Below are 24,786 nucleotides of genomic sequence, written 5' to 3'. Positions count from 1 at the left end.
TTAGAAAAACATACCAAACATGGACGATATCAATACATCACAAACAGAAATCACAAATGAAAATGTGAATTTTGAAACACGATTAAATTTAGCACCTCTTTTAGATCACGTTAATGCGATTAAAAAAGAAATCGAAACCGTAATTGTTGGCCAGCATAAAATGGTCGATCAGCTTTTGGTTGCTATTTTATCAAACGGACACGTTTTATTAGAAGGTGTTCCGGGAGTGGCTAAAACCATTACGGCAAAACTGCTTTCTAAAACTTTAAATATTGGCTTCAGCCGAATTCAGTTTACACCGGATTTAATGCCTTCGGATATTTTAGGAACTTCTATCTTCAATCTGAAAACTTCAGAATTTGAGTTTAAAAAAGGGCCAATCTTTTCTAATTTAATTTTAATTGATGAGATCAACCGTGCTCCGGCAAAAACTCAGGCCGCTCTTTTTGAAGTTATGGAAGAGCGCCAGATTACAATTGACGGATCTGGATACAAATTAGAAACTCCGTTTTTGGTAATTGCAACCCAAAATCCAATTGAGCAGGAAGGAACTTATCGTTTACCAGAAGCTCAATTAGACCGTTTCTTGTTTAAAATTACAATTGATTATCCAAAACTAGACGAAGAAATCCTGATTATCCAAAGAGAACATTTATTGCAGGATCATGGCAAATTAGAAGCTATCAAAACTATTCTCTCTGCTTCAGAAATAAATCAATACCAAACTTTAATCAAACAAATTAGAGTTGAGCAAAATTTATTAGAATATATTGCACGAATTGTAGTCAACACACGCGAAAATGCCTTTTTATATTTAGGAGCTTCACCTCGTGCTTCAATCGCAATTTTGAATGCATCAAAAGGTTTCGCAGCCATTCGCGGACGTGATTTCGTAACGCCTGAAGATATTAAAGAAGCAGCAATTCCTGTTTTGCAACACCGTGTTATCGTTACTCCAGAACGTGAAATGGAAGGTATAACAAGCTCGGAAATTATCAAACAAATTATTGAAACGGTTGAAATACCTAGATAATTATTAGTTCTTAGCTGCAGTTTTCAGTCGCAATCTCAGTTTACAGTTTAGCACTGAGACTAAAAACTGCGACTGAAAACTGTATACCGAGACTGAAAACTAAAAAAAATGAACACTAATAAACTACTTCTCCTATTCTCACTTTGGATTCTGGCGGTAAGCTTTAAGCCTGCAGATTCTGTTGATTTAAAAAATGATAAAAATTTTTATTTCAAAACTGACAAACAAGAAATTGAAAGCTTAATTAGAAAAGCTTATCAATGGATTGAAACAAAAAACAATAACACTGATTTTGATCCAGTTACAAACAAAAAAGGAGACAAATACACCGGATTAGATTTAACAGCACATAAAAAAAGAATGGAAGCGCTGAAGAAAACGAATTTCTTCTCACAGCAGTTTTTAGACAATTACAATAAAATTGCACTAAAACTTGACGCCAATCTTAAAAATAAAAAAATAGAATGGCTTGTAGGCGATCTGCCTCCTTTTGGAAATGATTCAAATCCGTGGTGCAGCTGTCAGGATTACCCGGATGAATATTGGAAAACAATGGCAGTCAATAACCTTAAAGTAGATAACAACAAAGCTTCTTTTTATTGGACCTGGTCCTGGAAAGGTGATTTTAAATACAAAACCACTGTTGTAAAAGAAAACGGAGTTTGGAAAATTGCTTCTCTTGAAGGTTTTAATTTTGATGAATTCACTAAAATTTATTAGTAAAACATAAAACCAAGAAAACTTGAAATTAATAAAAAGTTTATATCTCAATAATTTCTTTTTCTATTTGCTTTTAGGCATTATAGGATTATTTATCTGTGCTTTTATATTTCCAAATCTGTACAATGCCGTTTGGTTTATTCTCTTAGTTTTATTGACATTTCTGGGACTTGATATTCTAATTTTATATTTCACAAAAACAGGAATTGAAGCAGAACGAATTACTCCCGAAAAACTTTCAAATGGAGATTTAAATCCTATAAATGTTCAAATCAAAAACCATTATACTTTTCCAATTTTGGTTAAGATAATTGATGAAATTCCGTTTCAGTTTCAGGTTCGTGATTTTAAAATTGTAAAAAAAATACAAGCCTCAGACCAAAAAGAATTTGGCTATGATCTTCGTCCCACAGAACGCGGTGAATATCATTTTGGTTATTTAAATATTTATGTTTCATCTCCGTTACGATTAATTTCGAGAAGATTTTCTTTTGCAAAAGATCAAATGGTGCCAGCATATCCGTCTTATATTCAGTTAAGAAAATACGATTTACTGGCATTTTCGAATAATTTATTTCAATACGGAATCAAAAAAATCCGCCGAATTGGACATACAATGGAATTTGAACAGATTAAAGAATATGTTCAGGGCGACGATCTTCGAACTTTAAACTGGAAAGCCACAGCAAAGAAAAATGCTTTAATGGTCAATCAGTTTCAAGACGAAAAATCACAGTCAGTCTATATGGCAATTGATAAAGGACGCGTTATGCAAATGCCTTTTAACGGTTTAAGTTTATTAGATTATGCGATAAACTCAACTTTAGTTTTGTCAAATGTAATTCTGAAAAAACAAGATAAAGCCGGACTTTTCTCTTTTTCTAAAAAAGTAGAAAACAGAGTTTTTGCAGAAAGAAGAGGTTCGCAGATGCAAAAAATTCTGGAGACTTTATACAACGTTAAAACCGACTTTTTTGAAAGTGATTACAGCCGATTGTATGTTGATATTAAGAAAAACATCAACCAAAGAAGTTTAATTATCCTGTACACCAATTTTGAAACAATGGACGGTTTAAATCGTCAATTACCTTATTTAAAAGGAATTGCTAAAAGCCATTTATTGGTTGTGGTCTTTTTCCAGAATACAGAATTAAATGCTATTATCAACAAAAAAACTGATACGATTCAGGAAGTTTATGATAAAGTAATTGCTGAAAAATTCATGTTTGAAAAACGATTAATTGCAAATGAATTAAAGAAATACGGAATTCATTCTGTTTTAACGCAGCCTGAGAACTTGACTTTGGATGCCATTAATAAATATTTGGAAATTAAATCGAGAGGAATTTTGTAATGAAACTTAAACTAAAAAATGAAGTATTAATTGATAATGCGCAATCAATTATAACTGCAACGTTAACAAACTCAAACGAAATTATAATGTTAATGAGTTCTGGAGAAGTTGTAAAATATAAAATTAAAGAGCAAATTTATGAATCCCTATTTCTAGTTAAAAGCAATATTGGATATCCTGACAATGGCTTTGATGTGAATGCAAAATCAACAATATACACACTTGATAGTATCGTAGTAATTGTAAATGACTTTAAAAGGCATGGCTATATACATTATGCTGAAAAATATAATGCTTTACATTTGTGTAGAGAAGATTATCATGCAGATATTTCAAAATATCCAATTGCTCTATTTAAAAAAGAAAATATCCCTCACATAATTTTTGGTGTAGCTTGGAATCATCTTCAAATAATGAATCTGGATACCAGACAAGTCCTTACCGCTTCTAAATCCTTAATTGAAGAAAATGCAGAAGAAAGACATATTGAATTTTATAAAAAAAATGAAGAAATAAATAAGCTACCTTGGCCACATAATTATAATCATTTTTTCGGAGAATTACTTCTATCTCCAAACAATACAAAATTTTTAAGTTCTGGATGGACGTGGGGTTCTAGTGATTCTTATAATATTTATGATATCAAAAAATTCATAAATAATAATAGAATATCCGACATAAAAATTGGCTTTTGGGAACATGAGAATAGAGCTGTTTGCTGGATCGATGATGAAACAATTGCTGTTGCTTATAATCCATTTATAGAAGGTGATGATTATTCTACAATTGATTCTTCAATTGAGATTCACCTATATAAATTAGATAATGAAAAAGTTGAATTAATCAAAAAGATTCAAATTACCGAAAATATTGTAAACTCAAAATTGTACTTCAATAAAAAAATTACTTCCTTCGTCTCCTTTTCTGAAATTGGTTTAGTTATAATATCATTAGAAGGAAAAATCACTTTTCAAGACAAAAACTTAAAGATTGATGGATATAGTAATGATAATAACTTATTATTTAATATTGATAACGATAAGATCATAATCTATGAAATAAAGATTTAAAGCTTTTTTATAAATTAGCTTTAAAATAGAATAATATTTATTTAAATAAATCTAATAAATAATGAAAAAGCTGGTTTTAATCTTCTCTCTCCTATTAAGCTTTTTATCTTCTGCACAAAAAACAGAAAACATTATCATTATAACTACTGACGGATTTAGATGGCAGGAAGTTTTTAAAGGTTTAGACACAGCAATTGCCAACGATAAAAAATTCAATCAGGGAGACAGTACTTACATTTACAAAAAATATTCAGGTCAGGATTTTAAAGCATCTCGCCAAAAAATTATGCCTTTTTTCTGGTCGGAAATTGCATCAAAAGGACAGATTTACGGCAATCGTGACTTAGGAAACAAAGTAGATGTTGCCAATCCGTATTGGTTCAGCTATCCCGGATACAGCGAAATCATGACCGGAAATGTTGATGTAAACGTAAATTCAAACGGTTACAAAGCTAATCCAAATGTAAATGTTTTAGAATTCTTAAATAAACAGCCAAAACTAAAAGGCAAAACTGCCGCTTTTGGCGCTTGGGATGCTTTTGACCGAATATTAAATGAGGAAAGAAGCGGGTTTCCTGTAATTTCTGCCTTTGACAATGTGGGTGGAAACAAACCAACACAAACTCAAAAGCTATTAAACGAAATGCGTAATAATTCGTTTAAGCCTTTTCATGAAGATGAATGTCTGGATGTTTTTACACATTATCAGGCTATGGATGAATTGAAAACCAAGAAACCAAAAGTGTTATACATCGCTTATGGGGAAACCGACGAATGGGCGCATCATGGCGATTACAGATCGTATCTGGATGCGGCGAACCAAGTCGATAAATGGATTCAGGAAATCTGGAATTTTGTGCAAAATGATCCACAGTACAAAAACAAAACAACTTTATTTATAACTGTTGACCACGGACGAGGAGACAAAATAAAATCGCAATGGAGAGATCACGGAGCTGATATTGAAGGCGCATCACAAATTTGGTTTGCTGCAATGGGGCCGGAAATTGCCCCAAAAGGCGAAATCAAAACAGATTCTCAGTTCTATCAAAAACAATTCGCCCAGACCATTGCAAAAATCATGGGCAGTAATTTTACAACAAATCATCCTGTAGAAACTGAGGTAAAAGAAGTTTTTGAAAAATAGATTTTTTTTCACCACGAATTACACGAATCTCCACTAATTTATTTTAATTGCGTTCAATTACAATTCGTGAAAATTCGTGTAATTCGTGGCAAAAACTATAACTATTCAAAACCTTGCAGGACGAAAAAAACTCTGTACCTTTGAGCCTTTGCAACTTTGAGCCTTAAAAAAAAATGAAACAAATCACTTCAGTTCAAAATCCGTTTATAAAATCGCTTGCTTTATTACAGGAAAAAGCAAAAGCAAGAAAACAAACCGGAACATTTTTAATTGAAGGACAACGCGAAATTTCGTTAGCGATAAAAGGCGGTTATGAAATTGAAACGGTTTTGTTTTTACCCGATTTAGTTACCGAAAATCAAATCAACAAATTAGTTGGTTCATCGGTTCAGTTAATCGAAATCAACAAAGAAGTCTATCAAAAACTGGCTTACCGCGATACTACCGAAGGTATTTTGGCTGTAGCCAAAACCAAATCATTAAAATTATCCGATTTAAAATTATCTGATAATCCATTAATTTTAGTAGCCGAATCACTCGAAAAACCAGGAAATGTGGGCGCCGTTTTACGTACTGCCGATGCTGCAAATCTGGATGCCGTTTTAATTGCTGACCCAAAAAGTGATTTATACAATCCAAATATTGTGCGTTCCAGCGTTGGCTGTTTGTTTACCAATCAAATTGCAACCGGAACAACCGAAGAAATTATTGCTTTTTTAAAAGAAAAAAACATCAGTTTTTATTCAGCAACCTTACAAAATTCAACTTCATATCATACTCAAAACTTCACTGCTCCAACAGCTTTAGTTGTGGGTACAGAAGCAACTGGTTTATCTCAAAAATGGCGTGACGAAGCAACGCAGAATATCATTATTCCAATGCAGGGAGAAATCGACAGCATGAATGTTTCTGTTGCAGCCGCTATTTTAATTTTTGAAGCTAAAAGACAAAGAGGGTTTTAGGTTTTAGGTTTTAGATTTTAGATTTTAGATTTTAGATTTTAGATTTTAGATTTTAGATTTTAGATTTTAGATTTTAGATTTTAGATTTTAGATTTTAGATTTTAGATTTTAGATTTTCTAAAAGTCGCTCCGCTCCTTTTTTCAAATTTGCTTCTCTTTACTTATTTGGTGTTTTTTAAATTATTTTAAATTGAAATTGCAATTGAGATTGAAATTGAGATTGATTTTTGAGATTCAAATTTACATTTGGGATTTAAAAAATTGGAAATTTATTTCTGAAAAAATCTAAAATTTACCTTCTAAAATCAACACTCCATTCCCTTGTGTATGTTCTAACTAATTCTTATTTTTAGTACTTGAACTATGCCGTTATGACAGAAATTGATATAGAAAAAGAAAACAAAGCTATTGCGCAGGAATACAAGGAATTACTAAGAATTAGTTACCAGACTTTAAGTACAACTGATAAAAAATTAATTCGAAAAGCTTTTGATGTTGCTGTTGATGCTCACAAAGAACAAAGACGCAAATCTGGTGAAGCGTATATCTTTCATCCTATTGCAGTTGCAAAAATTGTAGCCTCAGAAATTGGTCTGGGCGCGACTTCTATTGCCGCAGCGTTACTGCACGATGTTGTTGAAGATACTCCTATTACAGTCGAAGATATCGAGCGTATGTTTAATCCTAAAGTGGCGCAGCTGGTTGAAGGTTTAACCAAAATCTCATTAGTTCAAAAAGATTTAAATGCATCAATGCAGGCGGAAAACTTCCGTAAAATGATCCTGACACTGAATGATGACGTCCGTGTAATTTTAATTAAACTAGCCGATCGTCTTCATAATATGCAGACAATGGATTCGATGGCAGAATACAAGCAGACAAAAATCGCATCGGAAACACTATACATTTATGCTCCCCTTGCCCACCGTCTGGGACTTTATAACATTAAAAGCAAACTTGAAGATTTAGGTTTAAAATATACAGAGCCGGCTGTTTATAATGATATTGTAAGCAAAATTAGAGAAACTAAAGAGCAGCAGGATGCGTATATAAACGACATTTCTGAAGTAATCAAAAAATCTCTTGATGCAGAAAACATTGATTATATTATAAAAGGGCGTCCAAAATCAATCTACTCGATCCGTAGAAAAATGCGTGCGCAAAACGTAAGTTTTGATGAAGTTTATGACAAATTTGCCCTGAGAATTGTATACAAAGCAGATCCGCATGATGAAAAGTTCATCGCTTGGAAAATTTATTCGATAGTAACTGATCATTACAGACCAAGCCCAAGCCGTTTACGTGACTGGATTTCATCTCCAAAATCAACCGGATATGAAGCGCTTCACATTACAGTTATGGGACCAAAAGGACGCTGGGTTGAAGTTCAGGTTCGAAGCGAGCGTATGGATGAAATTGCCGAAAAAGGTTACGCAGCGCATTACAAATATAAAAATGGCGCAACCGAAGAAAGCGGTCTTGATACCTGGCTGAATTTACTTCGTGAAGCGCTGGAAAACCCTGAAACTAATGCTGTAGACTTTGTTGAAGATTTTAAAATGAATTTATATTCAAAAGAAATCTTCGTTTTTACGCCAAAAGGAGAAATCAAATCACTGCCAAAAGGCGCAACATCTCTGGATTTTGCTTTCAGCATTCACTCTGAAATTGGAATTAAAACAAGAGGAACTCGCGTAAACGGGCGTCTTGTTCCTTTAAATCATGAATTAAAAAGCGGTGATCAGGTTGAAGTAATTACTTCTCCAAATCAAAAACCAACCGTAAACTGGCTGGAATATGTAACGACTTCGAGAGCAAAAAATAAAATTAAAAACGTTCTTAACGAGAACACCAAAAAAATTGGCGAGGAAGGAAAAGAATTACTTACCAGAAAACTAAAGCATTTAAAAATTACGCTTAACGAACAAGTAACAAACGAGTTAGTTAACTTTTTTAAATTAAAAACAAGTTTAGATTTATTTTACCGAGTTGGAATTGGCGCAATCGAAAATCAGCAGTTAAAAGATTACGCAGCACAAAAAAGCAATACGTTTATCAATTTCTTCAAAAATAAAATCAAAAGAAATAAAGATACAACTGCTGCAGAGGATATTCACAAACCAGTTATCAGCAGTAATTACGACATGCTGGTTTTTGGAACAGAGCATGACAAACTCGATTATAAACTTTCGCAATGCTGTAATCCAATTCCGGGTGATGATGTGTTTGGTTTCGTAACGATCAACGAAGGAATTAAAGTACATAAAAAAGACTGTCCAAATGCTATTGGAATGCAGTCTAACTATGCTTACCGAATTATGAGTGCTAAATGGATCGATTCTTCTCAGGAAGAATTTAAAGCCATTATCAATATTACAGGAATGGATGTTTTAGGACTTACCAATCAATTAACCCGTGTAATTTCGAATAATATGAGCGTTAATATTCAGAGTATTTCTTTGAGTACTGATGCCGGAATTTTTCACGGACAGGTTGCTGTTATTGTTCAAAACAATACCATTTTGAAAAAAATGATCAATGCCATTAAGAAAATTGACGGCGTTGATAAGGTTACAAGAGAGTACAGAACCTAACTTTTTAGGGAAACTATAAGAATTTTGTAACGAAACTTTAAACCCGAAACTTTTATTCATTAAAAATAAAAAATTATCTTTGCCGGATATGACACTTATTTCAACTGACAACACTAAGAATCAAGAAATTGTAAAAAATGTTTTTACATTGTATCTTGAACAAAAAGGGCATCGCAAAACTCCTGAGCGTTATGCTATACTTCAGGAAATTTACGATAGCGAGGAGCATTTTGATATAGAAAACCTATACATCAAAATGAAAAACAAAAACTATCGTGTGAGCAGGGCTACGCTTTACAACACGATCGAGTTATTGTTAGACTGCGCTTTGGTTAGAAAACATCAATTTGGACAAAATCAGGCTTACTACGAAAAATCATATTTTGATAAACAGCATGATCACATCATTATGACTGATTCGGGTGAAGTAATTGAATTTTGCGATCCAAGAATTCAAACCATCAAAAAGACTATCGAAGAAATTTTTGATATTGAAATCACAAATCATTCGCTTTATTTCTACGGAAATAAAAAACAAAACTCATAGTCTTTAAACAAAGACTTTTTCAAAAAATTAAAAAAAGAAAATTAACTACATAATCAGTAGGACAACTTAGATTGTCCCAACGCAAATTAAAACAGAATGACCGTAGATTTATTACTAGGATTACAATGGGGAGATGAAGGTAAAGGAAAAATTGTTGACGTTCTTACCTCAAACTATGATATTATTGCACGTTTCCAAGGTGGACCAAATGCAGGACATACATTAGAATTTGACGGAATTAAGCACGTATTAAGAACTATTCCTTCTGGAATTTTTCACAAAGATTCAGTAAATATCATCGGAAATGGAGTTGTAATTGATCCAGTAGTTTTTCAAAAAGAAATCGAAGGTTTAGAGAAATTCAACCTTGACATCAAAAAGAAATTAATTATTTCAAGAAAAGCGCATTTAATTTTACCAACTCACCGTTTGCTTGATGCAGCTTCTGAAGCTTCAAAAGGAAAAGCAAAAATTGGTTCTACTCTTAAAGGAATTGGACCAACTTACATGGACAAAACAGGCAGAAACGGTTTACGTGTTGGAGATATCGAATTAGAAGATTTTAAAGAGCGTTACAGATCATTGGCTGACAAACACGAAGCTATGATTGCTTTTTATGATGTAAACATTCAATACAACTTAGCTGAACTTGAAAAAGAGTTTTTTGAAGCTATTGAAGAATTAAAAAAATTAGATTTTATTGACAGTGAAGAATACATGCACCAGGCTCAAAAAGCAGGAAAGTCTATTCTTTGCGAAGGAGCTCAGGGATCATTGTTAGATGTTGATTTTGGAACTTATCCTTTCGTAACTTCATCAAACACTACTGCTGCAGGAGCTTGTACTGGTTTAGGAATTGCTCCTAACAAAATCAAAGAAGTTTACGGAATTTTCAAAGCTTACGTTACTCGTGTAGGAAGCGGACCTTTTCCAACTGAACTTTTTGATGAAGTTGGTGCTACAATGGCAAGAGTTGGTAACGAATTTGGTTCTGTAACAGGAAGACAAAGACGCTGCGGATGGTTAGACCTTGTTGCTTTAAAATATGCAGTTCAGGTTAACGGAGTTACGCAGTTAATGATGATGAAAGGTGACGTTCTTTCTGGTTTTGAAACTTTAAAAGTTTGTACAGAGTACAACTACAAAGGACAAAACATTTCTCACTTTCCATACAACATCGAACCAGAAAATGTTACTCCGGTTTACAAAGAATTTAAAGGATGGAAACAAGATTTAACAGGCTTAACAAATTACGATCAACTGCCTGTTGAGCTAAAAGAATATATTGAGTTTATTGAAAAAGAAATCGAAGTGCCAATCAAAATTGTATCGGTTGGACCAGACAGAAAACAAACAATAACAAAATAATACATTTTAAACGCTCTGAAAATCAGGGCGTTTTTTTTTGAAACAATTTTCCAAATGAGAAAAAATCCAGAAATTGAAATAACAGACACCCAATTATTATCAGACAATTGGTATGTATTAAATAAAGTTACTTTTAACTATAAAAAAGAAAATGAAAAAACAGAATCGCATATTCGCGAAGTTTATGACCGTGGAAACGGCGCTGGAATATTACTATACAATACAGCTAAAAAGACAGTTATATTAACCAGGCAATTTCGATTGCCTACGTATCTTAACGGAAACAAAACCGGAATGATGATCGAGGTTTGTGCTGGACTTTTAGACAAAGACAATGCCGAACAGGCTATTATTCGCGAAACCGAAGAAGAAACAGGTTATCGCTTAAAAAAAGTCCAAAAAGTTATTGAAACCTACATGTCTCCGGGATCTGTAACAGAGATTTTGTATTTGTTTGTGGGAGAATATGACGAAAGCATGAAAGTAAGTTCTGGAGGCGGACTCGACGCTGAACAGGAAAATATCGAAGTTTTGGAATATACTTTTGATGAAGCTTATGCCATGATTGAATCTGGCGAGATTACTGATGCTAAAACTATTTTGTTATTACAGCATGCTAAAATAAAAGGACTTATTTAGATTTTTTAAGTATTTTTAGATTCTAAAATTGTGTAAATACCCAAAAAAGCTTTGTCAAAGTTTAAAACTTTGACAAAGCTTTTTTTATTATTTCGGATTCATATTTCAAATGAATGTTATAGCTGTAAAATGAAAATCCAGCAAACAATTCTAAGAATTGTGTAAGGCAAATTAACCGGTATAGTTATAATTTTATTTTCATAAAAATACGACCTTATGAAAAAGTTATATTATACAGCAAACGTACTACTTATTCTAATGTTAGGATTAATGGTTTCATGTAAAAAAAGCGATACTATAACCCTTACTGACAATACAGAAAAAGCAAAACCAAAGAAAACAATTGAACATAAGAAACCAGAATCTAGTGTTTCTTATCAATTTACAAATGCTAAAGAATGGCTGAAAACCAATGAAGCCGACAGTACAAAAATGGATATTGTTTACGCAGTAAACAGAACCGATAAAGCAAATCTTAAAAAACTGGATTCGATTGTAATTCCTTCCGATTTTAGCGGAGATCTGGTTTACTATCTTTCATTTCCATTACATGTTACTGCTTTAGAAGACGTATCTAAAATTATCATTTTCTCTTATCCTACGCAGACTTTTGCTGCTTACGAAAATGGTGAATTGGTTCGTACAGGTCCAACAAATATGGGAAGAAAAAAAGACCCAACTCCAACAGGATTATTTTTTACGAATTGGAAGGCAGAAAAAACAACAAGTACATTTAACGACGAATGGGAATTAAAATGGAATTTTAATATCGAAAATAAACTTGGTGTTGGTTTTCATCAATATGAACTGCCAGGTTATCCAGCTTCGCATTCCTGTTTAAGATTACTCGAAAAAGATGCCAAATATCTATACAAATTTGCCGATGAATGGGTTCTAAAAGATAAGGAAAATGTAAAGGTAAAAGGAACTCCAGTTGTTGTTTTTGGAAGTTATGATTTTGACGGCCCAAAACCGTGGCTGCAGCTGGCATCTGACCCAAAAGCTTTGAGTATTTCTGAAAATGAAATCGAAAATGAAGTAAAACCATTTATTCAAAAGATTTTGGAAAATCAAAAACTTAGAGAAACAGAACAACAGACTGCTGCGCTCTAAAATAAGACGTTTCTTTTGAAACAAATTTAGTTTTATTTACTATTTTAGTTTGCAAATATAAACTGTCAATCTTTAATATTAAATGTCGAAAAAAATATTCCTATTGTTTTTACTATCAGGTTATTTCGCCGCAGCGCAAACTAAAAATAACCCTAAATTAGAAACTTATACAAGCCGAAAAGAGATCTATGAAATAAAATACAATCCCCAACATTGGACAAAAAGTCCTCAAACAGAAACCTGGGATGTTGAGTTTCGAGATAAATACAATTTAATAAGTGCTTATTTTATTGAATACGATCATTTTATACCTGATAAAAAACTAAAAAGCACCATTGAAGAACAATACAAAGAATTTGGGGAAATCAAAAACCTAAAAATTTACAAGAAAAAAGTAAATAGTATTGAAGTAAATTACTTTGAGTGTGAGTTAGATTACAATGATTATTTATATAAATATCAAGGTTTTATCTACAGTGGAAAAGGCGGTTCTATACAATTACAGTATGGCGCTCAAGCCGAAGCCATTGAAAGAAATCAAAAGCTTATTGATGAATTGAATAATGGAATTTCAATTATTAATTAACAAAAAAGGCATAAGAAACTAAATCTTATGCCTTTTTTGATATTTGAAAAACTAAAAATTATCTAGAATAATTTGGAGCTTCTTTTGTAATAGTTACGTTATGTGGGTGACTTTCAGTGATTCCGCTTGATGTGATTCTAACAAAACGTCCTGTTTCCTGTAAAGTAGGAATATCTTTTGAACCGCAGTATCCCATACCTGCACGAAGACCTCCAATAAACTGAAGCATGCTTTCGTTTAATTCTCCTTTGTAAGGAACACGTCCAACGATTCCTTCTGGAACTAATTTTTTAACGTCGTCTTCGACATCTTGGAAATAACGGTCTTTTGAACCTGTCTGCATTGCCTCAACAGATCCCATTCCACGGTATGATTTGAATTTTCTTCCTTCAAAAATAATAGTTTCTCCAGGAGATTCTTTTGTTCCTGCTAATAATGAACCTAACATTACACAGTCAGCACCAGCAGCGATTGCTTTAGGAATATCTCCTGTATAACGAATTCCACCATCTGCAATAACAGGAACTCCAGTTCCTTTAATTGCCGCAGCAACTTCTAAAACCGCTGAAAATTGAGGAAAACCAACACCTGCAACGATACGTGTAGTACAGATTGAACCAGGTCCAATTCCAACTTTTACACCATCAGCACCGCTTTCTACTAAATATTTAGCAGCTTCCGGAGTTGCAATGTTTCCAACAATTACATCTATTTGAGGGAATTTTGATTTTACTTCTTTTAATACATTAACTACACCTTCAGTATGTCCGTGAGCTGTATCAATAATGATAGCATCTACTCCGGCAGCAACTAAAGCTTCAGCTCTTTGAACTGCATCTCCTGTAACGCCAATAGCAGCAGCAACTCTTAAACGACCAAATGAATCTTTGTTAGCGATTGGTTTTTGAGTCAGTTTTGTAATATCTCTAAACGTAATTAAACCAACTAATTCGTTTTGAGCATTTACAACTGGTAATTTTTCGATTTTATGACCTTGTAAAACTACTTCAGCCTGTTCTAATGAAGTTCCTTCGGCAACAGTAACTAAGTTTGAACTTGTCATTACCTCAGCGATTGGTCTTGCTCCATTTTTTTCGAAACGTAAGTCACGATTGGTAACAATTCCTTTAAGGATTTTGTTTTCGTCAACAATTGGAATACCGCCAATTCCGAATTCTTTCATAGCGTTTTTAGCATCTGCAATAGTTGAATTCGTTGGTAATGTTACCGGATCGATAATCATTCCTGCCTCAGCACGCTTCACTTTTCTAACTTTCGCAGCTTGCTGCTCGATCGTCATGTTTTTATGTAAAACTCCAATTCCGCCTTCTTGTGCCATAGCAATTGCCATTGCACTTTCGGTCACTGTATCCATAGCAGCAGATACAATCGGAACGTTTAATGTTATGTTTCTTGAGAATTTTGATTTGATACTCACTTCGCGGGGAAGCACATTCGAGTAGTTAGGTACTAATAATACATCGTCGTAAGTTAAACCTTCGCCGATAATCTTGGAGTTGTGTGCTATCATGGTGCAATTTCTAGTTGAATTGCGTGCAAATATAGTGAATAAATTGCTAACTTGAATACTAACTTATTCATAAATTTAACTTTACAGGAAAATACTTATGATTTTAGATTTGAAAAACTAAATTTCAAATTCCAAAAGAAAAACAAAAAATGACGTCTTTTTTTTGGAATTTGAGAACTAGGCTTCCAATGTAAAAATTGGAATTTTATTTTTTAGAATCCTGGATAATAAAGTTAAAACCAAATTGAAAGGCAATACTATTTGCTTTTGAAACATCTGTATATTCGAAAATATTATCTGCTAAAGCATAAATATTAAATTTCCCAATAGTTCCTGAAACTCCTAAACCAACATTTGTTTTAGAATACGGATCGATTGTATAAGTGGCTTTTACATCTAGTTTTTCTAAAATACTTCTTTTGTAAAAAGCGGTCAAAGCCAGATAAGGATCATTTGTAGGCATTGTCATTACAAACAATTGTGCCCCCGCTGCATTTAAATACCTTCTTTGATCTGGAACTTTGCAATTACACTCGCCGTCATATCTTGATTCACCAAAAGAATACTGAATAGAAGAATTAAACTTTACCGGACGCCATGTGGTGTATTTATCGTACAGTTTCTCTTCTGGTATAGCTTCTTTAAAATCGTCAAAAACATCTTTCGGTTCATTTACAGCGTTAAAAATTGGATTTACTCCATCGTACTGATACATTCCCTTATATCGTCTGGTTTCTACATCTTTTGATTGTCTTATAAATCCAACATCTAATATACTGGCTGTAAACTGCAGATTGTCTTTAAAATAATAGGTCAGTCCGGCATCAAACCCTAAACCAAGACTTCCGTTAAAAAAAGTATTGTGTGCTATATCACTTGGAATACTTCCTTCATATTCGTCTTTTCTAAATTTTGCAATTCCGGCTGTTTTAAGTTCTAAGTTAGAATCAATTATTTGCGTATACATGTTGGTTCCAGTGCCTTCACCTGTATATATATAGCCTGAATTTTTGGTTGAAGTAGCATTGGCTCCGCTTGAATAAATTTTAGCACGTCCTCCTAAAACAAGTTTCTCATTAAGTTTTTTATGAAATCCAACATGAAAAACGGAAAGCACCTCTGCACGAACATTTAAATCGCCCAAATTGAATGTTTTTCCAATATAATCACGGTTTCCGTCTACTGCCAAAATAGCGAGATCTTTTGGAAAATACATTAAAAAATCAAATTCCTGATAGACTCCAAATGAAACATAAGACTGACTCTCTCTTCCTCCTAATCTAAATCCGCCCGAAAAAATTTCTAACTGCTGGTTGACTTGCGTTTTATCATTTGATGCTGATTTATTGATAATGTTTCGGACTTTATCATTAAAATCTACACCATTATTGGCAAACAAATCATAAGCTGAAAAACTGCTTGAACCTGTATTTACAGAAACTCCAGACAAAAGCGGAACACCAAAATAATATTTATAAGAAACATCGGCACCCGGATTTACAAGTGACGACTGCGGAATTGACGTAAAGTTGTACAGAATTTGTTTATTTTGAGCAAAACAAGAAAACTGCACTATTAGTACTAAAATTAAAAGTGCTTTTCTCATTCGATTCTCATATAAGCGGTTGCACCTGATTTTAATTTTAAATTGCCTGATATGTCACCAGTTCCGGGGTCAACTGTTATAACAAAACCTATTTTTACAGTTTGTTTCAACATAGCCAGCCTGTCGCCTTCAAAAACTTCGGTTGGATATTTTATAATATTTACAGTGCCGTTGTACTGCGGCACATTCAAGGTAATAGTTTCTTTTGGCTGATCGTTTGCATCAATAAACGTTATTTCAACCTTAAACGCTCTGTTAAAAGTATTTTCAATTTCGAAATTGAGTTCAGCCTTGATCAGATCATCATTTAAAAACTTATTTTTAAAAACATCAAAATCTTCAACATCAGGAGGCAGGACATGTCCGGTTCCATCATCTTCAATTTGATCTGCTGCAACATTAAAATGCGCCACATTGGCCACAAATACAGGCTCTATTTTAAAATCATTTACCTGATCAAAATTTAAATCGCTGGAACAAGACAGAAAAAGAACTGCAGTAGATAATATTACTGAGATTCTTTGTATGAGATTTCGTTTCATTTTAATTTTATTAGAATACATAAAAACGCGTTTTATTGTCAGATATTACTTATTTTAATAAAATATTTTTAATGAAACTTTTAAGACTTATTTTGAAACTTTAAAAGTTCATTATTTTATACTGATTGACATTTCAATTATCAGGATTAACTTCCTCAAATTCCAGCCATAATTTAAAACCTTTCATAACATTTAGTTGTCAGCATTCTTTTTAATGAAACTTTCCAAATAATTTAGATGCTTCATTATAAGCGCTTTCAAAACTTAAAGAGTTAAGTCCTGTTATTTTTTTATTGGCAGTAAAATAAGAAACCAATTTTTCAGTCGGCATGTTTCCTGTTAGTTTGTCTGTCGCCATAGGACAGCCTCCAAAACCCTGAATTGCGCCGTCAAAACGGGTACATCCGGCTTTTGATGCAGCATCGATTTTTTCAAACCAGCTGTCAGGCGTTGTATGCAGATGCGCACCAAACTCGATTTCCGGATATTTCGGAATTAAATTCGAAAATAAATACGTAATAACATCTGGAGTTGAACTTCCAACTGTATCTGAAAGCGATAAAATTTTCACGCCCATTCCTGCCAGTTTCTCAGTCCATTCTGCCACAATTTCAACATTCCACGGGTCACCATACGGATTCCCGAAACCCATTGAAAGATAGGTTACTACTTCTTTATTTTTTTTATCGGCGATTTCCAGAATTTCTTCAAGAGTAATTAAAGATTCGGCGATCGTTTTATGTGTATTACGCATCTGAAAATTTTCAGATATCGAAAAAGGAAACCCTAAATATTGAATGGCATCATATCCAGAAGCCAGGGCTGCACCTTGTGTATTGGCAATTATCGAAAGAAGCTTACTGCTTGTTTGAGATAAATCTAATTCTGCAAGAACCTCAGCTGTATCCTGCATCTGCGGAATTGCTTTTGGAGATACAAAACTCCCAAAATCGATCGTGTCAAAACCTACACGAAGCAATGCTTGTATGTAAGTTACTTTATTTTTGGTTGGAATAAAAGTTTTGATGCCCTGCATGGCATCTCTTGGACATTCTATAATCTTGATCTCTTTATTCAAAGCTTATTCTTTAGTACATGCTAAGTTAGTTCCTTTTTTAAAGATAAAAAAGATAATTTTTTCTTATCAAAATTATTACACAATATTGTAATCTTTAATTTTATTACACAAAAAAGTAATAATTAATAATATTACCAAAAAATGTAATATTTAAAAACATTCCTTATATTTGTAATAGAAATTGTATACTATTTTACTTATATTTGAAGTTATGACTAGTGTAATTACAGGCGATATAATTGATTCGAGAAAAAACGAATCACAACATTGGGTAGAAGATTTAAAAAAGATCTTGTCTCCAATTGGCAAAACACCAGCTCAATGGGAAGTTTACAGAGGGGACGAATTTCAAATTGAAATTGAAAATCCTGAAGATGCTTTTTTGACTGCTGTTTTAATTAAAGCACATTTGAGATCCATTAAGTCTGATGCGCGAATGAGTATTGGTTTTGGAAATAAAACGCATTCTGCTGCTAAAATTTCCGAAAGTAACGGAACCGCTTTTATCAATTCTGGAGAACTTTTTGAAACTTTAAAAAAACAAAAAGTAACTTTAGCGATGCGTACGGGTGATACTGCTTTTGATGAAAAACTGAATTTAATGATTCAGCTGGCTTTGACTTTTATGGACAGCTGGCTTGTACAGTCGGCTGAATTTGTTGCAAAAGCAATAGAAAATCCAACACTTTCGCAGGAAGAATTGGGGCAGATATTAGGTATTAATCAAGCAGCAGTAAGCAGAAGACAAAAACGAGCTCAGTTTGATTTGGTCATGAATTTAGATCGATATTTTAAAACACAAATAAAACAACTTAAAGCCTCATGATTTTATTCGTAAAACTGTTTTTAGCCCATTTATTAGGCGATTTTATCTGGCAGCCCAATTCCTGGGTAGCCGACAAAGAGAGTAAAAAACATAAAAGTATTTACTTATATGTTCACATTTTTCTTCATGGAATCCTGGCCGCAATTTTGGCTGGAGAAATCAGTTTTATTCCTTATGCAGTTTTAATTGCTGTTACACACGGAATCATCGATTTAATCAAATTAAATTTTCAGAAAAAGAAAAATAAACGCACTTGGTTTGTTGCAGACCAAATTGCGCATATTTTAATTTTAATTGGTGTTGTGTTTTTATACGAAAACAAAACGGTTCCTAATTTCTGGACGAATAATGAATTCTGGATTTTTTTAACCGGGATTTTACTGCTTACTAAACCAGCATCCATTTTTATCAAAACGATAATTTCGATCTGGGCTCCAGAAAGTAAAATCGACAATCAGGACAATTCATTAATTGCGGCCGGAAATTATATTGGTATTCTGGAACGTTTATTTGTTTTCGGATTTATCCTAACTAATCATTTTGAAGCCATTGGATTTCTTTTAGCAGCCAAATCTATTTTTAGGTTTGGAGATTTAAAAGAAGCCAAAGACCGAAAACTAACCGAATATGTTTTAATTGGTACTTTAATCAGTTTTGGAGCCGCAATTCTCGCCGGATTAATCGTTCAGGCACTTCTTTTACAACTGCCCTAAAACTTTTTTGTTAATTGCTTTTATCAACGCTGGTCCTTCGTAAATAAATCCTGTGTACAATTGTACTAAACTTGCTCCTGCATTTAGTTTTTCAATCGCATCCTCGGCAGAATGAATTCCTCCTACCCCAATAATTGGGAATGCTTTGTTGCTTTTTTCTGAAAGAAAACGAATTACTTCTGTCGAACATTTTGTTAATGGTTTTCCAGATAAACCTCCCGTTTCAGATTGATTTGAAGATTGTAAACCTTCTCTCGAAATTGTAGTATTGGTTGCAATTACACCTGCAATCTGCGTTGTTTTTACAATATCGATAATGTCTAACAATTGCTCGTCAGTAAGGTCTGGAGCAATTTTTAGAAGAATTGGTTTTACTTTTTGAGTACTTGCTTTTTGTTTTTCAACATTTCTGTTCTGCAAAGTCTGCAATAAAGCAGTTAGAGGTTCTTTATCCTGTAATGCTCTCAAATTTGGAGTATTTGGCGAACTTACATTCACAACAAAATAATCAACATGATTGTATAAAGCGTCAAAACAAATGATGTAATCTTTAACAGCATCTTCGTTGTCGGTTACTTTGTTCTTTCCGATATTTCCTCCAATTAAAACTCCCGAATTTTTCTTCAAACGTTCTACTGCTTCGAGAACTCCGCCGTTATTAAACCCCATTCGGTTAATAATTGCCTGATCTTCTTTTAAGCGAAACAAACGTTTTTTAGGATTTCCTTCCTGACCAACCGGAGTTACGGTTCCAATTTCTATAAAACCGAAACCAAAATCTGAAAGCTCTTTATACAGTTTAGCATCTTTATCAAATCCTGCTGCAAGTCCAACCGGATTTTTAAATTTAATACCAAAAACTTCTCTTTCTAAACGGCTGTCTTTTACTTCATAAATTGATCTTATAATCGACGAAACTCCAGGGATTTTTGAAATGAATTTTACAAATGAAAAAGTAAAGTAATGCACTTCTTCAGGATCAAACCAAAAAAGTATCGGACGAATTATCAATTTATACATAAGAGTTGTGTTGTTGTTATTTTGGCTGCAAATTTAAATATTATAGTTTAAAAAGGTGCTTTTTTAGAAAAAACAAATAAATAAGAGGTTGCAAGTTATAAAATGAAACAACTTCAAGGCTCTCATTCTTCTTCTCTGGTTTTTTTATTATTTAATTTTGAAGCAATTACAAAAAATATTGCTACAATTTTTTAATTCAAAAATTAGAAATTATGCAAAATGAAAGGAAAGCAGACACCCGAATTCATCTAAGAAAAACAGCTTTTCTGGTAATAATATTTTGTTTAGCCGGTTATACCAAAATTTCAGCTCAGGAAAGTGTAGAAAAAAACTTTAGTCCGCATCATCAAATAGGCATTTCAATAAATCATGTTCATGTTTTTGAAGGCAGAGATGACGAAGGAAATCGTGAAGTATTAAGTCTGCCTGCATGGGGAATTGATTACACGTTTCAGTTTCATGAAAAATGGGCTCTTGGACTTCATACTGATTTTGTAATCGAAAAATTTAAAGTTGAGAAAGTTTATGCAAATGATGAAGATAAAGAAACTGTAGAACGAAGTTACCCTGTCGCTCCTGCTTTAATGGGAATTTATAAACCTAATGAACATTGGAGTTTTCTTTTAGGATTTGGAAGCGAATTTGCAAAAGAAGACAATTTTTTCCTGACGAGAGCGGGTATAGAATACGGTTATGAACTTCCTAAAAAATGGGAGATTTTTGGAACATTCAGCTATGATCTAAAATGGAATGCTTATGACAGCTGGGGAATTGGATTAGGAATTGCAAAAAACTTTGGAGGAAAATAAATTTTATACAACCCTATTGAACTTATGTACAACGCAGAAAAAACAAATCGTATTTCGAAAAATCTGGTTTTAGTTTTTATTTTATTAATTGGTTTTAGAGGATTGTCTCAGCAGGAAAAAGACACAACTAAACTCATGAATGTTCGATATGGCAGTAAAGGAATCGAATTGCAGACCAAAGACAATAAATTTCTTTTTCAATTGCAAAGCCGATTACAATTTCGTTTTTCTACTCCTTATGATACAGACCCTTTAACTTATGACGATTACAGTCAGGATGCCAAAACTACTTTTAAAATAAATCGAGCCAGACTAAAAGTTGGCGGTCATGCGTTTGAACCCTGGCTTAAATATTATTGGGAATACGAATTAAGTCAGTCCAATTTGCTTGATTTTAGAATAATGATTGAAAAATGGGATTGGCTGAGCTTTAAAGTCGGACAATGGAAAACAGAATTTACGCGCGAACGTTTTATAAGCAGCGGCGAACAACAAATGGTAGAACGGTCTCTTATTAACCGTCCTTTTACAGTTGATAGAGAATTAGGAGTTGAAGTATACGGTCATTTAAAAGGAACTGGTATTGCCGATTTTAATTATTGGTTTGCAGCCTTAACCGGAACAGGACGAGGCAGTACTTCTAACGACGATAATCATCTTATGTATTTTGGAAGAGCACAATGGAATTTCTTAGGTCGGTTTCTGGAGTTTGAAGGCTGTGATTTAGAGTTTCACGAAAAACCCACTCCTATTATTGCCTTTTCTGCTATAACTAACCGAAGTCCATATACTCGTTTTTCGCAAGCTGGCGGTGGTTCTCTAGACGGATTTGAAAATGGTTTACCGGGTCAGTACAGAGTGAATCAATGGAATCTTGAAACCGCTTTTATGTATCGTGGTTTTTCCTGGCAGAGCGAATGGCATACCAAAGAAATTATCGATAAATACAATAATAATGATATGACTGTTATGAAAGGCTATTACGTTCAGGCAGGGTATTTTTTTCATAATGTTTTTGAATGGTGGCCCAAACATTTGGAAATGGCAGCGAGACACGCCGCATATAGACCTGATTATTCCATAAGGCAAAATAGACAAGACGAATCTACATTAGCCTTTAACTGGTTCTTTAAAGGTCACAAAAACAAACTCACCTCTGAGGTAAGTTATTTTAGTTTTCAGGACAAGACACTTCCTTTAGAACAAGGCTGGCGATTTAGAATACAATGGGATATTTCATTATAAAATTCTTACTTCTTTTTCAAATACAAATTCTTTTTTTTAATAACTTTATACGACATAAAACACTGAAAATGAAAAATATAAGCAAAACAATAAAAAAAGCTGCAATTGTTTGTCTGTCCGGATCGTTTTTTTTGATTTCTATTGACAGCCTTGCACAACGTCGTGTTGGAGGCGGCGGAGGCGGTGTTCACAGACCTAGCGGCGGCGCTCACACAAGACCTGCAGCAACAAGGCCGGCCAATCAATCACGTCCGGCAACAAGACCTGCGGCGACAAGACCCGGATCTAACGGATCTGGAACAAAAGTTACAAGGCCAGCTAATGCATCAAACACAAAAATTAATAACAGAAACAATTCAGGTAACCGAAATTCCGGAAACATTAGAAACTCTGGCAACCGAAATACCAACATAAGCGGCAACACAGTTAACAGAAACAGAAACAATGTAAATATTAACGTTAATAACAGTGTTCATGTTCGTAATAACCGTAACACAATTGTGAGACCAGGACCTAGACCTTATGCACGTCCACCTTATGTATACGGAGGTTACAGATACAATTGTTATCATCCATATTTCCCACGTCCTTATGTTCCTTTTTATTGGGGTCCCGTTTGGCATCCGTGGGGCTTCTTTGCAGCCACATTAGCAGTCACAGCAATTGTGGTTAGTGTAGAAAGCACGCAGTATCATTATGATCAGGGAGTTTGGTACACTTCGACAAACGGAGGTTATACAGCTGTTCCCGCACCTGTTGGCGGTACAGTAAATAATATTCCAAGCGGTGCTGAAACAGTCAATACAGGAACCGTTAATAACTATTACTACGGAGGAACGTATTATGAAAAAGATGGAGAAAAATATACAGTAGTAGCACCAACAGCCGGAACTATAGTTGAAAACCTGCCAGAAGGAGGTGAAGAAGTTACTATTGGTGATGCTAAATATGTAAAATTTGGAGAAACCTATTATCAACCCGTAAAAATTGACGGGAAAGATAAATATGAAGTAGTTCAAGTTGAAAAAGAATAGATTAATTTTATTAATTCTATAAAATTACTATACTATTAAAAGTTATTTTTATAATTTTACCCATCTATTTGACAACCATACCATCAGACCAAAACTATTAACCATGAAAAATAAAACCTTTTGGATTTTCGCATTTCTGACCATCTTTATAATTTCCATTACTTATGGTGTAACTAAATTAATTTCACCTAAAGAAAAAGTAAAAGAAACAGCTTTAGAATGTCACGAAACACCAAATACTTCAGAACCATCGGCATTTAAACCTACCATCGAAAACAAAAATAAACCTTCAGGCAAAGCTCCGGAAGGCATGGTTTGGATTCCCGGAGGAGAATTCTCTATGGGAAGTAATGTTGAAGATGAAAGTTTATGCAGTATAAAAGGGGTTACAAAAGACGCTGCTCCTATTCATCGTGTTTATGTTGACGGATATTATATGGACAAAACTGAAGTTACAAATGAAGAATTTGAAAAATTTATAAAAGCGACTGGTTATGTTACTGTAGCTGAACAGAAACCAACTAAAGAAGAGTTTCCTACAGCTAATGAAGAAGATTTAATTACAGGTTCAGTGGTTTTTACTCCCACTCCTTCAGCAGTTAATTTAAATAATTTTCTGCAGTGGTGGCGTTACGAACCGGGCGCAGACTGGAAACATCCGGAAGGTCCGCAGAGCAATATTAAAGGAAAGGAAAAATACCCAGTCGTACATGTTGTATACGAAGATGCTGCTGCTTATGCTAAATGGGCAGGAAAAAGACTTCCAACCGAAGCAGAATGGGAATTTGCCGCACGCGGCGGAAAAACAGGAAACTTATATGCATGGGGAAATGATTTAAAACCAAAGGGAAAATTTCAGGCCAATATTTATCAAGGTCATTTTCCAATAAAAGATGGTGATACCGGCGAAGATGGTTTTAAAGGAATAGCTCCAACCGCGCAATTTGCACCAAATGCGTATGGCTTGTACGATATGGCCGGAAATGTATGGGAATGGGTGAATGACTGGTACAGTGTAGATTATTACAAATCATTAGCAGAAAGCGGTAAAACAGTCAAAAATCCACAGGGGCCAAATGCCTACTATGATCCTAATGACCCAACTGAAATAAAGCGCGTGCATCGCGGCGGTTCTTTTTTATGTACTGACCAGTACTGTACACGCTATATGGTTGGAACAAGAGGAAAAGGAGAAATCAGATCTGCCGCTAACCATGTTGGTTTTAGATGTGTAAAAAGTATATAAATT

23 protein-coding genes are annotated in these 24,786 nt (G+C 33.8%); 18 read left to right on the top strand and 5 right to left on the bottom strand.

Annotated features, from left to right (window positions below; all coding sequences use genetic code 11):
* Positions 1-19: 19 nt before the first annotated feature.
* The 12 genes from ACTJIW_RS16050 to ACTJIW_RS15995 all read left to right on the top strand — a co-directional run bounded on the left by ACTJIW_RS16050 (position 20) and on the right by ACTJIW_RS15995 (position 13,133).
* On the top strand, positions 20-1,033 hold the full coding sequence (locus ACTJIW_RS16050; protein WP_012024296.1) for an AAA family ATPase: 1,014 nt from the start codon (positions 20-22) through the stop codon (positions 1,031-1,033).
* A 108-nt stretch (positions 1,034-1,141) separates the two neighbouring features.
* The gene (locus tag ACTJIW_RS16045) at positions 1,142-1,753 is read left to right on the top strand and encodes a DUF3828 domain-containing protein (RefSeq protein ID WP_149208109.1); all 612 of its coding nucleotides are present in this window, start codon (positions 1,142-1,144) and stop codon (positions 1,751-1,753) included.
* A 22-nt stretch (positions 1,754-1,775) separates the two neighbouring features.
* A complete protein-coding gene (locus ACTJIW_RS16040) occupies positions 1,776-3,107 on the top strand; it encodes a DUF58 domain-containing protein (RefSeq protein ID WP_044047690.1) in 1,332 nt (443 codons plus the stop codon).
* Positions 3,107-4,177 (top strand): hypothetical protein, encoded by a 1,071-nt coding sequence (locus ACTJIW_RS16035; RefSeq protein WP_440714860.1) that lies wholly within the window; start codon positions 3,107-3,109, stop codon positions 4,175-4,177. The genes ACTJIW_RS16040 and ACTJIW_RS16035 overlap by 1 nt, the downstream gene beginning before the upstream one ends.
* 61 nt (positions 4,178-4,238) lie before the next feature.
* Complete coding sequence (locus ACTJIW_RS16030) at positions 4,239-5,324, top strand: alkaline phosphatase family protein (protein WP_440714859.1); 1,086 nt, start codon at positions 4,239-4,241, stop codon at positions 5,322-5,324.
* Between the two features lie 173 nt (positions 5,325-5,497).
* Positions 5,498-6,286 (top strand): TrmH family RNA methyltransferase, encoded by a 789-nt coding sequence (locus ACTJIW_RS16025; protein WP_012024291.1) that lies wholly within the window; start codon positions 5,498-5,500, stop codon positions 6,284-6,286.
* Positions 6,287-6,657: 371 nt separating this feature from the next.
* Positions 6,658-8,880 carry a RelA/SpoT family protein gene (locus tag ACTJIW_RS16020; RefSeq protein ID WP_012024290.1) on the top strand — a complete coding sequence of 741 codons (2,223 nt, stop codon included), beginning with the start codon at positions 6,658-6,660 and terminating at the stop codon, positions 8,878-8,880.
* 88 nt (positions 8,881-8,968) lie between these two features.
* Positions 8,969-9,427, top strand: a complete 459-nt coding sequence (locus tag ACTJIW_RS16015) for a Fur family transcriptional regulator (RefSeq protein ID WP_012024289.1) — start codon at positions 8,969-8,971, stop codon at positions 9,425-9,427.
* 96 nt (positions 9,428-9,523) lie between these two features.
* Positions 9,524-10,795, top strand: coding sequence for an adenylosuccinate synthase (locus ACTJIW_RS16010; protein WP_440714858.1), 1,272 nt, complete (start codon positions 9,524-9,526; stop codon positions 10,793-10,795).
* Between the two features lie 54 nt (positions 10,796-10,849).
* Positions 10,850-11,434 carry an NUDIX domain-containing protein gene (locus ACTJIW_RS16005; RefSeq protein WP_121361885.1) on the top strand — a complete coding sequence of 195 codons (585 nt, stop codon included), beginning with the start codon at positions 10,850-10,852 and terminating at the stop codon, positions 11,432-11,434.
* A 216-nt stretch (positions 11,435-11,650) separates the two neighbouring features.
* A complete protein-coding gene (locus ACTJIW_RS16000) occupies positions 11,651-12,547 on the top strand; it encodes a L,D-transpeptidase (RefSeq protein ID WP_012024286.1) in 897 nt (298 codons plus the stop codon).
* An 82-nt stretch (positions 12,548-12,629) separates the two neighbouring features.
* On the top strand, positions 12,630-13,133 hold the full coding sequence (locus ACTJIW_RS15995) for a hypothetical protein (RefSeq protein WP_012024285.1): 504 nt from the start codon (positions 12,630-12,632) through the stop codon (positions 13,131-13,133).
* 58 nt (positions 13,134-13,191) lie between these two features.
* Here ACTJIW_RS15995 and guaB read toward each other — a convergent pair whose 3' ends face one another.
* The 4 genes from guaB to ACTJIW_RS15975 form a co-directional block, all read right to left on the bottom strand.
* Entirely contained in the window at positions 13,192-14,664 is a 1,473-nt protein-coding gene (gene guaB, locus ACTJIW_RS15990) for an IMP dehydrogenase (protein ID WP_012024284.1), read from the bottom strand.
* Between the two features lie 205 nt (positions 14,665-14,869).
* A complete protein-coding gene (locus tag ACTJIW_RS15985) occupies positions 14,870-16,270 on the bottom strand; it encodes a DUF5723 family protein (protein WP_440714857.1) in 1,401 nt (466 codons plus the stop codon).
* Complete coding sequence (locus ACTJIW_RS15980; RefSeq protein WP_440714856.1) at positions 16,267-16,812, bottom strand: hypothetical protein; 546 nt, start codon at positions 16,810-16,812, stop codon at positions 16,267-16,269. The genes ACTJIW_RS15985 and ACTJIW_RS15980 overlap by 4 nt, the downstream gene beginning before the upstream one ends.
* Before the next feature lie 211 nt (positions 16,813-17,023).
* Positions 17,024-17,890, bottom strand: a complete 867-nt coding sequence (locus ACTJIW_RS15975; RefSeq protein ID WP_012024280.1) for a hydroxymethylglutaryl-CoA lyase — start codon at positions 17,888-17,890, stop codon at positions 17,024-17,026.
* A 211-nt stretch (positions 17,891-18,101) separates the two neighbouring features.
* Between ACTJIW_RS15975 and ACTJIW_RS15970 the strand changes: the two genes are divergently transcribed.
* Both ACTJIW_RS15970 and ACTJIW_RS15965 read left to right on the top strand, forming a co-directional pair.
* Complete coding sequence (locus tag ACTJIW_RS15970) at positions 18,102-18,716, top strand: hypothetical protein (protein ID WP_440714855.1); 615 nt, start codon at positions 18,102-18,104, stop codon at positions 18,714-18,716.
* A complete protein-coding gene (locus ACTJIW_RS15965; protein WP_440714854.1) occupies positions 18,713-19,429 on the top strand; it encodes a DUF3307 domain-containing protein in 717 nt (238 codons plus the stop codon). Before ACTJIW_RS15970 ends, ACTJIW_RS15965 begins: the two co-directional genes overlap by 4 nt.
* Here ACTJIW_RS15965 and ACTJIW_RS15960 read toward each other — a convergent pair.
* A complete protein-coding gene (locus ACTJIW_RS15960; protein ID WP_440714853.1) occupies positions 19,415-20,449 on the bottom strand; it encodes a quinone-dependent dihydroorotate dehydrogenase in 1,035 nt (344 codons plus the stop codon). The two genes, ACTJIW_RS15965 and ACTJIW_RS15960, sit on opposite strands and share 15 nt — an antisense overlap.
* 212 nt (positions 20,450-20,661) lie before the next feature.
* Between ACTJIW_RS15960 and ACTJIW_RS15955 the strand changes: the two genes are divergently transcribed.
* The 4 genes from ACTJIW_RS15955 (at position 20,662) to ACTJIW_RS15940 (ending at position 24,783) form a co-directional block, all read left to right on the top strand.
* Complete coding sequence (locus ACTJIW_RS15955) at positions 20,662-21,258, top strand: hypothetical protein (protein ID WP_440714852.1); 597 nt, start codon at positions 20,662-20,664, stop codon at positions 21,256-21,258.
* A 24-nt stretch (positions 21,259-21,282) separates the two neighbouring features.
* A complete protein-coding gene (locus ACTJIW_RS15950) occupies positions 21,283-22,503 on the top strand; it encodes an OprO/OprP family phosphate-selective porin (protein ID WP_440714851.1) in 1,221 nt (406 codons plus the stop codon).
* 68 nt (positions 22,504-22,571) lie between these two features.
* Positions 22,572-23,537: a DUF6515 family protein gene (locus tag ACTJIW_RS15945; protein ID WP_073409961.1), complete on the top strand. Its 966-nt coding sequence runs from the start codon at positions 22,572-22,574 to the stop codon at positions 23,535-23,537.
* 103 nt (positions 23,538-23,640) lie between these two features.
* Positions 23,641-24,783, top strand: coding sequence for a formylglycine-generating enzyme family protein (locus ACTJIW_RS15940; protein WP_440714850.1), 1,143 nt, complete (start codon positions 23,641-23,643; stop codon positions 24,781-24,783).
* Positions 24,784-24,786 lie beyond the last annotated feature (3 nt).

The organism is Flavobacterium sp. 22659 (genome assembly GCF_052044235.1).
Taxonomy (GTDB): Bacteria; Bacteroidota; Bacteroidia; order Flavobacteriales; family Flavobacteriaceae; genus Flavobacterium; species Flavobacterium johnsoniae.
The sequence above is the reverse complement of the archived record's forward strand: the minus strand, read 5'-3'. Positions and strand labels throughout refer to the sequence as shown.